We start from the raw sequence: 12,764 nt of genomic DNA, 5'->3' as shown, positions 1-12,764 counted from the left end.
GCCGTCTGGCCGCCGTGGGAATTACTTCAGGCGCTCGGCAAGGTAACGCTGGTAATCAGGGATGAGAATATCGATAGGCTGGTTGAAATCCGGCGACTGAATAATAAAGTCAGCGGTGGCGGCATTCGTGGCAACCGGGATATTCCACACCGTCGCCAGACGCAGGAGCGCTTTGACGTCAGGATCGTGGGGCACTGCATTCAGCGGATCCCAGAAGAAGATCAGCACATCAATTTTCCCTTCAGAAATCAGCGCGCCCACCTGCTGGTCGCCGCCCATCGGGCCGCTCAGCATCGCTTTCACTTCCAGCCCGGTGGTGCGTGAGACCAGGTTGCCGGTGGTCCCGGTTGCATAGAGCTGGTGCTGAGCCAGTAGCGCCTGGTGACGTTCGACCCATTTCATCAGCAGATCTTTGCAGTGATCGTGTGCTACCAGCGCGATATGTTTGCGTGCGGGCAAGGTGCGTGTTGTCAGTTCCATAATGGGGTTCCACTTATATTAACTTGCAGACAGATTACTGGAAGTGACTGATGCTGCAAGCGTTGGGGAGAAAATTTTTGCTGTATCTGTGAGTTAGTCTGGATGGCTGCTTTACCCGTATTAGCTTACACTAGGGCTAAAGAGCAGGAGGATTATGATGAAAGAGAACGATATTGCCGGCATTCTAACCGCGACGCGGACGATTGCGCTGGTAGGCGCCAGCGACAAGCCCGATCGCCCGAGCTATCGGGTAATGAGATATCTGTTGGAACAGGGCTATCATGTCATTCCTGTTTCGCCCAAGGTGGCGGGCAAAACGCTGCTCGGTCAACAAGGCTATGCCACCCTGGCGGAGGTACCTGAAAAGGTCGATATGGTCGATGTGTTCCGCAATTCCGAAGCGGCGTGGGGCGTGGCGCAAGAGGCCGTCGCCATCGGAGCGAAGACGTTGTGGATGCAGCTTGGCGTTATTAATGAACAGGCAGCGGTTATGGCGCGTGAAGCGGGGTTAAATGTGGTCATGGACCGCTGCCCTGCGATTGAAATTCCGCGGCTTGGGCTAGCGAAGTAAAATAAAAAACCCCGTGTTAACGCAATGCCGTTCACTTAAGCGGAGCGGCATGAGAGTTCACCGGATAGCGGGTTTTTGACATCTTAACCGCCCTCGGCCTTGATGGTCGGGGGCGTTTTGTTATGAACACCGCCTCCAGATTTCCTCGCAGATGCTCCAGCCGCCTCGGGATGGTTCCCGGCGATACCGTATTGCCCAGTACTATCATTTCCGTCGCGATAAACTGGAACGCGAACTTGAAGCTTATTTCTGAGGGCGCCTTCCTGTGTTTCTCCGCCGCCCTTGTTGCCTCGCGCCGTATCAGGTTATAGGCCAGTAACATCCCCCATACCTCCTGCTCCAGCAGGTCAACTTTCCGGCTTCTCAGCACCAGCGCATTATCCAGAAGACTGCCTGAACCCGACCTCGATTTCCCAGCGTGAATGATAAAGCTCTGCCACATCCTTTGCCCGATAGCGGTCTGCCGGAAGCGAGGTCAGGACCGTTTTCTCCACACCATTCACCTCGTAAGTCACCGCCCGGGCATACCAGTATTCCGGCAGTGAAGCATTCTTTTTCCGGGCCTGCGGGGACACCTTCAGCTTCAGTAGCCTGTCTCCTGAACCGTAACTTTCCTCTGTTGCCGCCACCATATTCTTGCGGGCTGGCAGCAGCCAGTGCCGGTTATTCCCCTGCTGATTCAGCGTCACCAGCAGGTCTGCACTGTAGAACAGTTTGTCGAACAGCGTGACGGAGTTGTCCGGAATAGAGGCCGTCATCGACTGTGCCAGCAGGATTTCACTCCGTCGGTAAGGGGCGGTCACCGCATCCAGCAGCACATGACTGCCCAGGTTCATTAAGGCCACCAGACGCATAACCGGATATGCACTCTGGCGCGTGGTGGACGTATTCGCTGAGCCGTAATAGTCGCGAAGTTCAGGTTCGTCAGGTGTTCTGAACTGAGCGCCATCAACAGCAAAAAGTTGCAGGCCCTGCCAGTCATCTTTGTGGTAGCGCTCGGCTCCCCAGGTCTGCGCGGTCTGGCGAAAGAGCCATTCAACCGGAGCCGCTCCGACCTGCTGGCGAGCCTGGGTGACAGCGCTGCGGGCCAGCAGGTTCATACCCGCTTCACCATCAGCACTCAGGTTCAGTCGGCGGACCACATCGGTAATCGGCTCATTGCGGAAAAAGGCCATCGCCACGACCATCCAGATAACCATATCACCGGGCAGACGGCGACGCCGGACGGTGGCGTGCTCAGAGAGCGTCAGGCAGTGTTGTATCCACTCAGCAGGGAGATGTTCTGCAAACATCTGTGCAGAAGGCGGCGGCATAAGGGGATGGTCGCTGAAATCGAGCAGGTCATTGAGAAGTGGCATAAGAAAACGGCTCCCTGTAGTGGAAGCCGTTATAGTGCCGTAGTTTGAGGATCGATCAACCGATCCTTAACTGATCGGCATTGCCCGTGTTAACGGGGTTTTTAACAAAGCATCGGGAACAAAGGCCAGTCAGTTCCGCAGCCGCGGCGCCTGCAGCTGTTTACGGATAGTCTGCGCCAGTTCGTCCATCGATGGCTGCTCAGGATGCTCATCGCTGGCTTCACTACTGAGCTGCGCTTCCGCGAGGTAGGTGTGGACCGGCTGGCCGTCCTCATCTTCCATCACAACATGATACCAGGGGGCCGCGCGCAGTTCATCGTTGGCGCCGATTTCATCCGCGGCGGGCTCGTCAAGCGAATACTCTGGATCGATATCAACGATTACGCCAAGGTAGCCGAGTAGCGTATGGCGAACCTGTTGGCCGATACCGAATTTGCTGGCAATCATAGTCACCTCCCGGGAAACGCTGGCGCCCACTGTATCCATCATCTTCAAATGTTCTTGAGTCATGAGAATAACGTGTGGGCGATGTTCCGCTTTTCAAGTTACATGACGCGACAGGCAAACCCTTTCAGATACAGTCCTTCCGGGTAGGTTGCGATCACCGGGTGATCGGCAGCCTGACGGAACTGCTCTATAAATTGTACATCACGCCCGGCGTCTATTGCGGCATCGGCGATGATTTTCTGAAATAAATCGGTAGTCATCAGGCCGGAACAGGAGAAAGTCAACAGCACGCCGCCGGGGTTCAACAGCTGGATCGCCAGCATGTTGATGTCTTTATAGCCGCGGCAGGCGCCCATCAGTTGGCTTTTGTTTTCGACGAATTTTGGCGGATCCATGACGATGACATCGAATTTTTCCCCCTGATCGCGATATTTACGCAGCAGTTTGAATACGTCATCGCGCACGAATTCGGCTTTGGACAGATCCAGCTTATTGAGCTCAACGTTCTGCCGGGCGACGTCCAGCGCTTCCTGTGAAGTATCAACGCTGGTGACCTGACGGCAGCCGCCCATCAGCGCAGAAACCGCGAATCCACCGGTATAAGAGAAGCAGTTGAGGACGCGCTTATCGGCGACGTAGCGGCGGGTCGCCAGACGGCTATCGCGCTGATCGAGATAGTAGCCGGTTTTATGGCCGCCCTGGATATCTACCAGCAACTGCATACCGTGCTCGGTAATGGGCAGCAGCGCAGGCGGCAGTTCGCCTACCACCGGGCCCTGCGCCAGATCCAACCCTTCTTTTTTACGCACCGCCACATCGCTGCGATCGTAAATAGAGCATTGCGGGAACAGGGTCTGCAGGGCGCTGACAATGGCCGCACGCTGATATTCGGCGCCGGCGCTCAACAACTGCAGGACGAAGAAATCGCCAAAGCGATCGATTGTCACGCCAGGCAGGCCGTCGGATTCCCCGGCGATTAAACGATAGCTGTCAAGACCATCGCGCTCTGCCAGCCATTGACGCCAGGTTTGCGCCTGCTGCAGGCGACGCTCGAAAAAAGCATTATCGATAGCTTCATGACGATCGAAACTCCAGACACGGGCGCGGATCTGCGAGGAGGGCGAATAGGCGCCGCGAGCGAGCCATTTCCCTTGGGAATCAACGATATCAATCGTCTCGCCGGAACGAGCTTTACCTTCCATCCGGGCGACGGCGCCGGAGAAAATCCATGGATGGCGACGCAGCAGGGATTTCTCGCGTCCTTTGGCTAATACTAAGCGTGGGATAATGGAATCTGTCATGGGGCTACCTTTAAGCGACGGAGCGTCGGCACCGAAAAATGGCGCGTAGATTAGCATAACTGGCTGGGGCAAGCACCATTCCTGCCGCCGCCGGGCGGATGTTTTAGCGTCAGGCAAAAGTGAGTATGCTGGAGAGAATTTGCTATTCTCTGCAACAGGATAGCGTAGTAGAGGGGGTAATATGGCGAAGGTATGCACGATGGCATGGGTTCACGGAGTCGTTCAGGGCGTGGGATTCCGCTATTCAACGCAGCGTGAAGCGCTGCAGCTGGGGCTTACAGGTTATGCGCGAAATCTGGATGATGGCAGCGTGGAAGTGCTGGCCTGCGGGGAGGTGGAGCAGGTGGAGAAACTGATTGCCTGGCTTAAGGCCGGCGGGCCGCGTAGCGCAAGGGTCGACAGGGTGTTAACCGAGCCCCATCAACCCACCAGAGAGTGGCAAAAATTCGCTATTCTCTATTAAATGCATTTTACGGGCTTCGGCAGACCGGCGATTTTAGTCGCCTGTTTAGCCGGGCCTTTGGGGAATAATCGATACAGGTAGCGGCTGTTGCCTTTCTCTTCACCGAATTTATTCGCCATCGCTTTGACCAGCATACGGATGGCTGGCGAAGTGTTGAACTCCAGATAAAAATCGCGCACGAAGCGCACCACTTCCCAGTGTTCGACGGACAGGGTGATCCCTTCCTGAGCGGCGATAACTTCCGCCATCGCTTCACTCCACTGAGTCGTCTCTTTCAGATAGCCTTCGCTATCGGTCTCTATTTCACTGCCTTCAAAGATAAACATGATTTTTCACATAATGCGGAAACTGCGCGCAGTGTAGCAAAAAATAAGGCCCCGCATAAGCGAGGCCTGGTGTTGCAGGAGAGAAGGTTAGTCTCTGCTGGCGAAGCCGAGGATGCTCAGCAGGCTGACGAAGATATTGTACAGCGAAACATACAGGCTAACGGTGGCGCGAATGTAGTTGGTCTCGCCGCCGCGGATGATGTTGCTGGTTTCAAACAAAATCGCGCCGGAAGAGATAAGGATGAACACCGCGCTGATGGCCAGGTGCAGAGCCGGCAGCTGCAGGAAGATGTTCGCCACCATACCAATCAGGACGACCACCACGCCCGCCATCAGCATGCCGCCGAGGAAAGACATGTCTTTGCGCGTCGTTAATACGTAAGCCGAGCAGCAGAAGAAGACCAGCGCGGTGCCGCCCAGCGCCAGACCGATCAAATCGCCCATGCCTGCGGACAGGTAAGCGTTCAGCATTGGCCCCAGGATGTAGCCGAGGAAGCCGGTAAAGGCGAAGGCCGCCAGAATACCGCTTGGTTTATTAGCCAGTTTGTAGGTCAGGAACATCAGACCATACATGCCCACCAGGGTGAGGATGAGCCCCGGAGACGGCAGCATCAGCACGGTGCTGGCGGTGGCGGTGATCGCCGAAAACGCCAGCGTCAGGCTAAGCAGAAAATAGGTGTTACGCAGAACTTTGTGCGTGCTGAGCAGCGATGAACGGTCACGCGATGAGGTAATTATACGATCCATGAGTCACTCTCTTATGACAGATGTAATTAGTTATGAAGCATAAGAAAAGCGAGCCGAAAGCCATAATGCTTTTACCCATCTTTACTCAGATCCCGGTGCCGGTGGGGTAGCGTTTTATTCTGGTAAAATAGATTAAGACAGTATGTTTATGCGTTCAACGACGGAAAGCAGATCTGAATCTTATAGGTCACTGAAAAATATTGCCTTAATGCCAGCCAGCGACTAAGTGTGGAAGGGGTATCAACGAAGCATAAAGGCAAGGGAAATGAAACGAAAACAATATAACCACATCACACACGCATTATTGGTCCTGGGTTTACTCGGCAGCGCGGCCACGGCAATGGCCGCCCAGGTCCCGCAGGGTACCGAACTTGCAGCAAAACAGGAGCTCGTCAGGAACAATGGTAATGAACCCGCTTCGCTCGACCCGCATAAGGTCGAAAGCGACGTCGAGTATAATATCATCAGCGATCTGTTCGAAGGGTTGGTGAGCGTTTCGCCGCAGGGCGAGATTCAGCCGCGGCTGGCGCTGAAGTGGGAGAATAAAGAGAACCTCGTCTGGACTTTCCATCTGCGTCCTGGCATCACCTGGTCCGATGGGACAGCGATTACCGCGCAGGATATCGTCTGGAGCTGGCAGCGGCTGGTCACGCCGACCACCGCTTCGCCGTACGCCAGCTATCCGGGTAATATGCATATCGTTAACGCCCGCGATATCTCGGAGGGAAAACAGTCGCCGGAAACTCTCGGCGTAAAAGCGCTGGACGATACCACGCTGCAGATCACGTTAGATCAGCCTAACGCCGCCTTCCTCGCAATGCTTGCTCACCCGTCGCTGGTGCCTATTGATAAGGTGCTGGTGGAGCGTTTTGGTGACAAATGGACTAAACCGGAACATATCGTCACCAGCGGCCCTTATACGCTTTCGAAGTGGGTCGTCAACGAGCGCATCGTGGCGCAACGCAACCCTAAGTACTGGGATAATGAACATACGGTAATTAATAAAGTGACCTATCTGCCGATTACCTCCGAAGCGGCGGATGTGAATCGTTATAAAGCCGGTGAGATAGATATTGTTTATACGCTGCCGGTGAACCAGTTTGCGTTACTGAAGAAAACGATGGGCTCGCAGCTGAATGTTTCTCCGCAGCTGGCGACCTACTATTACGAACTCAATACCACTAAACCGCCCTTTAATGACCCCAGAGTGCGCCGGGCGCTCAACATGGGGCTGGATAAAGATATCATCGCCGATAAGGTGATGGGGCAGGGACAGCGTCCGGCATGGCTAATTAGCCAGCCCGATATTGGCGGCGTCACGCTGAAACAACCGGATTACGCCAGCTGGCCGCGCGACAAACGCATTGCTGAGGCAAAAAAACTGCTTAACGAGGCGGGCTTTAACGAAAGTCATCCGCTGGTCTTTAACCTGCTTTATAACACCTCGGAGACGCACCAGCGCATTGCCATCGCCGCCAGTTCAATGTGGAAGAAAAATCTCGGCGTAGAGGCGAAGCTGCAGAACCAGGAGTGGAAGACGATGCTGGATACCATGCATACGCATAATTTTGATGCCGTGCGTTATGCCTGGATCGCCGATTATGACGATGCGGCGTCATTCCTGAATAACTTCCGCACCGGCGATAGCGAAAACACCAGCCAATACAGTAACCCGGCCTATGATAAAGCGCTGCATGATGCGGCGAAGGCGGCGGATACCGCCGCGCGAGGCAAATTCTATCAGCAAGCGGAGGATCTGTTGGCTGAGGATGTGCCCGCGATTCCTGTTTATCACTATGTGCGTACCCATTTAGTGAAGCCGTGGGTCGGCGGGTTCGAGCCGGATAAGCTGGGCTTTTACTACACCAAAGATATGTACATCATAAAACATTGAGTCAAAGGGCGTTCTTAACGCCGAATTTCTGCGCAAACTGCCTGAAATTCAGACGAATAACGCATATTTGTTTGTTTTTAAGGCAGTTGAACAAAATGATGCTTTACAGCATCGGCAGAGGTGTTTATAGTGCGCCCCATACCGGAAGCGTGGCCGAGCGGTTGAAGGCACCGGTCTTGAAAACCGGCGACCCGAAAGGGTTCTAGAGTTCGAATCTCTACGCTTCCGCCAAATATGAAAAGGGGTTACCGAAAGGTAACCCCTTTTTGCTTTGGGCTGTTGGTATAGTGTTGGTATATTCACTTGGTCTATTTTCACTTGCCGGTTGCTTTTTTTGTTAAATTTTTTGGCTTTAGGCTAGCGCAGCTAGGGTTAGTTGGCAGCGTACCTACCTGTCTTTTTTGGCTACTCGTCCTCACCGTTTTATACGTGTTTTATTGCATCAAAAACAATCTAGCGCTAACAAACATCGAGGAAAAGGAGAAGCATATGAATAAAAATCTACATATCATGGTTTTATCATTTTTTGACACAGTATCAACCGCCATCATGGGGCTAGTGGTCAACTCAGTCAGCGGTGCAACCTCGCTAACCTAAAGCCAAAATTTGCATTCCCCATGTCAGTGGGATTGAGTTTCTTTGTATTACGTTACTTTTTAATCTTCCTTATCTAATGGTGGGACGTCTAAAGTCGGTGATAGCTTCACTTTCCTATCGTAAGTTACTACCTGGCTTTCTGTTTTGTGTCCACTAAACATCTGCTTCTCTTTGCTACTACCTTCATAGACTGAAATTGCTTTGGCTTTAATATCGTGGAACGTACCCGGAACAGGGCGACCCAGTTTCACCGCGGCTTGCTTTTTCGCATTATTCCACCATGTATTGAATGTTTTTTTATTCATCCGCCCATACATGCGCAACGGTGAGAGGGTGAACGACGATCGCCTGCAGCTGGATAACAACGTAATCATGATGGACTCGCTGGCAGCGGTAAAGGTGCTGATTAAGCGAGTAGACGAACTGGAGGAGAAATTATCTGCATTAGAAATCCAGTAATCGTGTTTATTTGTCCAGACCCCAACTGACAATTTGTGCATGCAGAATGCAATCAAATCTGACAGTCCGCTTTGAGCGAGGAGCGGACGTTGGCAGTGACCATAAATCACAGCAGCCAAAAATGACGGTTAGTTAAGCAGTGGGGATTCCTTTCGCATTCAGCCGGTTGCTATAAACTGATCTGGTCAGCTTTATAAGGACTATGCAATCTCACGGTCATTTAACTAAGGTAACTCAGAATGCCAATTTCTATTAAAACGACGAAAAATACCCGCACAGGCATCAGGGGGGTACAACGATATGGAGCAATGTATCGCTGGCGTGTTGATGCTACTCGATTTAGAAGTCTTACAGGACAAGACCCAACACCGCCATTCATTGCCTGTCTTAATAAGAGTAAATCCGGGTGTGTAGACTCTGTTCGTTTTCATACGATTGAGGATGCTGGTGATGACCTTTGCCGGTTCTTAAAAGCTATGACTGGGGTCTCATTCGAGTATCAATGACCTTTGCATCGACCCGTTGAACTCACAGTGGAGGAGCAGACATTGCTAACAGCGTATGTGAAACACGGGGGAGCAGATTAATAGAACATAGGGGGTAAAATCTGTACTAAAATCACTCTAAATCAAGCAGTGGTGTTTTATCCGTATGAGGATAAATGATGAGAACAATCGTTGCTTTTGTCTGCCTGACATCTGTTTCCTGCACCTCGCCTTACCCTAATGCTATTCCTGAGATGAATTACGTCAGTTCATTAGATTGCAGTAATAAAAAAACGGCTTCTCAATGCATAAACACAGCTAAAAATGATTATGAAAAAATGGCTACTGAAGTTAAAAGATATGAAATGCAATTACGAGAAAAAGAACAGCAACTAGCCACGCAAAAATATCTTCTAAGTGATACCAGTGCCGCTGGTGCTGTGACATCAGTGATTGCGGCTGCGAGTGGAGCACTGACCACGGCACTTTATGCCGGTGGAACTTCTGTGGTAGGTGGTGCCGCAAGCCAGCGATATAATTATGATATTCAACTTCTGAATTATCGCTCTACCCGGAAAAAATTAAACTGTATATATCGCTCCATGATGGATATAACATCCGACCAAATGGATATTGCAATAAGTACCGACCCCAATCCTTCAGTAAGTGGGCTGATACAACCATATTTAAACAGTGTAATGTCTGATCTGGAGTTTGAACTCCAGTCGGAGCAGGCCGCCGTCAGTCTGGTTGCACCCGATGTCACAGAGATTGCTGAGACCTTAAATCAGCAAAAGGCGGCGCAGAGTAGCTTAATGTCTTTTTCGGCCGCCGATAAAAATTCAGCAATAGCTCTCGCTGAGCTTATCCGTACCAACATAAAAATGTGTAAAGCAACGCCTGCCACTGCGCCGGTAGTTGCATATCAGGTAACCAAACCGGCAGGCGGAAATAGTGCTCAAAGTAAAGGTGATGGAAAATGAGGAATATCAATATGATAAATAGTATCCAGAACTTTAAAATTGCAAGGCTTACTTGGCGCACATTTCTGTCGCTGGGAGGGGGAGCGCTCGTCAGTTCCTGTATGCAACCTGCACAAATTATCAATCAGGAATATCGCATACTGACACCTGATTTTCAGGACACTTTTGATATCCCGCCTCCCCCCGACAGTTCGACCGGGAGAAAAATAAAGCTATGGTCGACTAACTTTTATACCACGCAACCCGTCGAGGATAAAAACGGCGTCCCATTCCGGGATAAAGATGGTATCCCGATATCGGATAATGTCAGTAAGCGTAGCTGGTGCCTGGGTGCTCAGGAAGGTTCTGTCAAAACAACATTTCATGGGGAGGAAATCAGGCTCACGCATGCAGGAGTATTTAAGAAAAAACCTCCTTATTATATCGACTGTGATGTGGAATATGAAACCCATACTCATGATCTGTCTGCCTATGGGTTAAGTTATCATGTAAAAACCAACGCACCGTTTGGCTTAGGAATTAACAATTACTTTTTGGTTCCGTACCGGACTATGGCTGTAAAGGTTAATGATAATTCAGGTTTAAAATTAAAGGCAGGAGACGTACTTTATATTAATGATGTGACTAACAATATGATCACAGATCCCTACACTGGCAGGAAATTCAAGCATGACGGATATTTCTTTGTCGGAGATGTTGGTGGAAAAGTTAAAGATATCCATGCTGACACCTTTTGTGGTTTCCAAAAAAATTGCCTTCCTCCGTTTACAAGCAGTGATGACGATCATCATTATATGTTTACAGCCGTGGTTATCACTGACCCCGCAATCAAAGAAAAACTGCTACGAATGCACTTAAAATCCAGCTACAGGTAGTTGCGGGTATAACATGCGCTGCAATCTGTGCTTTTAGGCGTAGTCAAAAGTTTCCGGCTATTGCAGAAGGCGCCGCCAGGCTCTGCCTGGTGGCGGCAACCGTGGCTAGCTATCGTTGCGATAAGCCGGTCGGGGAATTCTGTGAACTGCACCCCGTAGATCCAAAAAAATGTAGTTAGCTACTTCCGCTTCTGGCACGGAGCGGACTTTCAGATTATGTTTGGCTCTGTGACTTAAGAGTGTCAGATCAGATCTAAGATACAACAAATAATGTCATTAAATGACATGCTATCACCCAGTAACCGTCTGCAGGGGTTACCGGGTGGGGATAGTCTTCGATACCGGGTATTTGGGGGCAGATTTTGGGGCAAAACGCGCCGTATTCAGCCCCGAAAATGACAGAGGTATACTATCTGCAGAGAAGTGGATAACTAACTGAAAAATTTGGGCGTAATAATGTCTAAATATACCACTGGCTTATGATAAGACATTGATTTTAAATAACTTTTACACATCCTTGAAAACCGGCGACCCGAAAGGGTTCTAGAGTTCGAATCTCTACGCTTCCGCCAAATATGAAAAGGGGTTACCGAAAGGTAACCCCTTTTTGCTTTGGGTTCCTCCGGCACATCACTGCTTCACCCATTCTCGTCGTTAATGAATCTCTTCCTCCCAGTAGGGCGGCATCCCAATCTTTTCAACCATAAAGTCGATAAAGGCTCGGACTTTATGCGGTACTCTCCTGTTTTGTGGGTACAGCATCCAGATGGCGGTTTCGCTGGGGAACATACTAAATTCCCACTCCGGGAAGACGCGTTGAATAAGCCCTTGTTCTTCAGCCTGCTGCGATAGCCAGTTCGGTAAAATCGCAATCCCGGTGTGATTGACGCAGGCATAAAGCATGGCGGCGCTATCGCTAACGCTCAGTCGGTAGTGAATCGGGATGCGCTGCCATTCATCTTCTGAACCCGTCTTACGGGTATACCAACCGGCGCCATGCAGACGAGAAAACATCACAATATTAATCTGCTGCTGGTCGGCGCCCGGCGTGGCAGAAGGGCGGTTTTCCGCAATCCACTGCGGGCTGGCCCAGGCTGAACGCGTCTGAGAAGCCAGTTTACGGGCATGAATCGAGGAGTCAGGCAAAATGCCGATGCGAATACTCAGGTCGATGCGCGCTTCAATCAGGTCCTGCACTTCATCGTTAAAGCTAATATCCAGCGAAATGTTGGGATGCAGGCGAAGAAATTCATCAACAAAAGGCATCACGTGCAGACGGCCGAAGGTACTGGGTACGCTTAACCGCAGCAGGCCGGAAGGTTGTTTATCCAGTGCGGAAGTTAACTGACGGGTTTCCTCCCATTGTAATAACAGTTGTTGGGCGTGCGAGTAAAAAAATGCCCCGGTTTCGGTTAATGCTAATCCACGGGTTGAGCGGTTAAACAACGTCACCTGTAAATACGCCTCCAGCTCGGAAATATGGCGAGAGACGGTGGATACTTCAATATTTAAGGCTTTGGCGGCGGCGCTGAAACTTTGATGATCAGCGGCGCTGACGAAGGTTCTGATTGCGGATAAATGGTTCATCTGTTTTACGTCTCATTGATGATGAATGTTTCTCAGCAACCTGTTCTGGTGTAGCCGACTACAATAGCGGTCCTGATGTCACAGCTTATCACTTTGTTTCTCGAATTATTCCCGGCAATATCTATGGATAATGATTCTCAGGATATAAAAAAGGCTTCCCTGACTGCGGGAAGCCGGATAATTGATAGTTA

The 12,764-nt window shown here is 50.9% G+C and carries 13 protein-coding genes, 1 tRNA gene and 1 pseudogene; 7 read left to right on the top strand and 8 right to left on the bottom strand.

What is annotated here, in order from left to right; genetic code table 11:
- Window positions 1-21 precede the first annotated feature (21 nt).
- A complete protein-coding gene (gene mgsA, locus ABLV66_RS16610) occupies window positions 22-480 on the bottom strand; it encodes a methylglyoxal synthase (protein WP_045395636.1) in 459 nt (152 codons plus the stop codon).
- A 157-nt stretch (window positions 481-637) separates the two neighbouring features.
- Between mgsA and ABLV66_RS16605 the strand changes: the two genes are divergently transcribed.
- Window positions 638-1,051 (top strand): CoA-binding protein, encoded by a 414-nt coding sequence (locus ABLV66_RS16605; protein WP_032714178.1) that lies wholly within the window; start codon window positions 638-640, stop codon window positions 1,049-1,051.
- A gap of 31 nt (window positions 1,052-1,082) precedes the next feature.
- On the opposite strand, the pseudogene ABLV66_RS16600 reads toward ABLV66_RS16605, so the two are convergent.
- The 3 genes and pseudogenes from ABLV66_RS16600 to rlmI all read right to left on the bottom strand — a co-directional run bounded on the left by ABLV66_RS16600 (window position 1,083) and on the right by rlmI (window position 4,157).
- Window positions 1,083-2,409: pseudogene (locus ABLV66_RS16600) on the bottom strand (IS4 family transposase).
- 129 nt (window positions 2,410-2,538) lie between these two features.
- Window positions 2,539-2,856 (bottom strand): heat shock protein HspQ, encoded by a 318-nt coding sequence (hspQ, locus tag ABLV66_RS16595; protein ID WP_015367415.1) that lies wholly within the window; start codon window positions 2,854-2,856, stop codon window positions 2,539-2,541.
- Window positions 2,857-2,954: 98 nt separating this feature from the next.
- Window positions 2,955-4,157, bottom strand: a complete 1,203-nt coding sequence (rlmI, locus tag ABLV66_RS16590) for a 23S rRNA (cytosine(1962)-C(5))-methyltransferase RlmI (protein WP_015367414.1) — start codon at window positions 4,155-4,157, stop codon at window positions 2,955-2,957.
- A 181-nt stretch (window positions 4,158-4,338) separates the two neighbouring features.
- Between rlmI and yccX the strand changes: the two genes are divergently transcribed.
- The gene (yccX, locus tag ABLV66_RS16585) at window positions 4,339-4,620 is read left to right on the top strand and encodes an acylphosphatase (RefSeq protein WP_047065499.1); all 282 of its coding nucleotides are present in this window, start codon (window positions 4,339-4,341) and stop codon (window positions 4,618-4,620) included.
- On the opposite strand, the gene tusE is transcribed toward yccX, so the two are convergent.
- Together tusE and yccA are read right to left on the bottom strand one after the other, a co-directional pair.
- Complete coding sequence (gene tusE / locus ABLV66_RS16580) at window positions 4,617-4,946, bottom strand: sulfurtransferase TusE (protein WP_045360166.1); 330 nt, start codon at window positions 4,944-4,946, stop codon at window positions 4,617-4,619. The genes yccX and tusE overlap by 4 nt on opposite strands.
- An 87-nt stretch (window positions 4,947-5,033) precedes the next feature.
- On the bottom strand, window positions 5,034-5,693 hold the full coding sequence (yccA, locus tag ABLV66_RS16575; protein ID WP_015704916.1) for an FtsH protease modulator YccA: 660 nt from the start codon (window positions 5,691-5,693) through the stop codon (window positions 5,034-5,036).
- A 265-nt stretch (window positions 5,694-5,958) separates the two neighbouring features.
- Here yccA and ABLV66_RS16570 point away from each other — a divergent pair, with 265 nt between their 5' ends.
- A complete protein-coding gene (locus ABLV66_RS16570; protein ID WP_348876203.1) occupies window positions 5,959-7,587 on the top strand; it encodes an ABC transporter substrate-binding protein in 1,629 nt (542 codons plus the stop codon).
- A 143-nt stretch (window positions 7,588-7,730) separates the two neighbouring features.
- A tRNA-Ser gene (locus ABLV66_RS16565) sits at window positions 7,731-7,818 on the top strand.
- A gap of 425 nt (window positions 7,819-8,243) precedes the next feature.
- On the opposite strand, the gene ABLV66_RS16560 is transcribed toward ABLV66_RS16565, so the two are convergent.
- Entirely contained in the window at window positions 8,244-8,489 is a 246-nt protein-coding gene (locus tag ABLV66_RS16560) for a site-specific integrase (RefSeq protein ID WP_074165817.1), read from the bottom strand.
- Between the two features lie 28 nt (window positions 8,490-8,517).
- Here ABLV66_RS16560 and ABLV66_RS16555 point away from each other — a divergent pair, with 28 nt between their 5' ends.
- The 3 genes from ABLV66_RS16555 (at window position 8,518) to ABLV66_RS16545 (ending at window position 10,986) form a co-directional block, all read left to right on the top strand.
- The gene (locus tag ABLV66_RS16555; RefSeq protein WP_259678439.1) at window positions 8,518-8,643 is read left to right on the top strand and encodes a hypothetical protein; all 126 of its coding nucleotides are present in this window, start codon (window positions 8,518-8,520) and stop codon (window positions 8,641-8,643) included.
- Between the two features lie 661 nt (window positions 8,644-9,304).
- Entirely contained in the window at window positions 9,305-10,111 is an 807-nt protein-coding gene (locus tag ABLV66_RS16550) for a hypothetical protein (protein ID WP_130942411.1), read from the top strand.
- An 11-nt stretch (window positions 10,112-10,122) separates the two neighbouring features.
- A complete protein-coding gene (locus tag ABLV66_RS16545) occupies window positions 10,123-10,986 on the top strand; it encodes an RlpA-like double-psi beta-barrel domain-containing protein (protein WP_130945907.1) in 864 nt (287 codons plus the stop codon).
- A 654-nt stretch (window positions 10,987-11,640) separates the two neighbouring features.
- On the opposite strand, the gene ABLV66_RS16540 is transcribed toward ABLV66_RS16545, so the two are convergent.
- Complete coding sequence (locus ABLV66_RS16540) at window positions 11,641-12,573, bottom strand: LysR family transcriptional regulator (RefSeq protein WP_348876202.1); 933 nt, start codon at window positions 12,571-12,573, stop codon at window positions 11,641-11,643.
- Between the last annotated feature and the right edge of the window lie 191 nt (window positions 12,574-12,764).

Source organism: Klebsiella sp. CN_Kp073, assembly GCF_040065495.2.
GTDB lineage: Bacteria > Pseudomonadota > Gammaproteobacteria > Enterobacterales > Enterobacteriaceae > Klebsiella > Klebsiella aerogenes.
Note: the sequence above shows the minus strand (reverse complement) of the source record. Positions and strands in the feature narration are given on the sequence as shown.

What these genes read in the sequence shown, in the direction of transcription:
- mgsA (WP_045395636.1), bottom strand. Translation starts at nt 480, where the DNA reads ATGGAACTGACAACACGCACCTTGCCCGCACGCAAACATATCGCGCTG.
- ABLV66_RS16605 (WP_032714178.1), top strand. Translation starts at nt 638, where the DNA reads ATGAAAGAGAACGATATTGCCGGCATTCTAACCGCGACGCGGACGATT.
- hspQ (WP_015367415.1), bottom strand. Translation starts at nt 2,856, where the DNA reads ATGATTGCCAGCAAATTCGGTATCGGCCAACAGGTTCGCCATACGCTA.
- rlmI (WP_015367414.1), bottom strand. Translation starts at nt 4,157, where the DNA reads ATGACAGATTCCATTATCCCACGCTTAGTATTAGCCAAAGGACGCGAG.
- yccX (WP_047065499.1), top strand. Translation starts at nt 4,339, where the DNA reads ATGGCGAAGGTATGCACGATGGCATGGGTTCACGGAGTCGTTCAGGGC.
- tusE (WP_045360166.1), bottom strand. Translation starts at nt 4,946, where the DNA reads ATGTTTATCTTTGAAGGCAGTGAAATAGAGACCGATAGCGAAGGCTAT.
- yccA (WP_015704916.1), bottom strand. Translation starts at nt 5,693, where the DNA reads ATGGATCGTATAATTACCTCATCGCGTGACCGTTCATCGCTGCTCAGC.
- ABLV66_RS16570 (WP_348876203.1), top strand. Translation starts at nt 5,959, where the DNA reads ATGAAACGAAAACAATATAACCACATCACACACGCATTATTGGTCCTG.
- ABLV66_RS16560 (WP_074165817.1), bottom strand. Translation starts at nt 8,489, where the DNA reads ATGAATAAAAAAACATTCAATACATGGTGGAATAATGCGAAAAAGCAA.
- ABLV66_RS16550 (WP_130942411.1), top strand. Translation starts at nt 9,305, where the DNA reads ATGATGAGAACAATCGTTGCTTTTGTCTGCCTGACATCTGTTTCCTGC.
- ABLV66_RS16545 (WP_130945907.1), top strand. Translation starts at nt 10,123, where the DNA reads ATGATAAATAGTATCCAGAACTTTAAAATTGCAAGGCTTACTTGGCGC.
- ABLV66_RS16540 (WP_348876202.1), bottom strand. Translation starts at nt 12,573, where the DNA reads ATGAACCATTTATCCGCAATCAGAACCTTCGTCAGCGCCGCTGATCAT.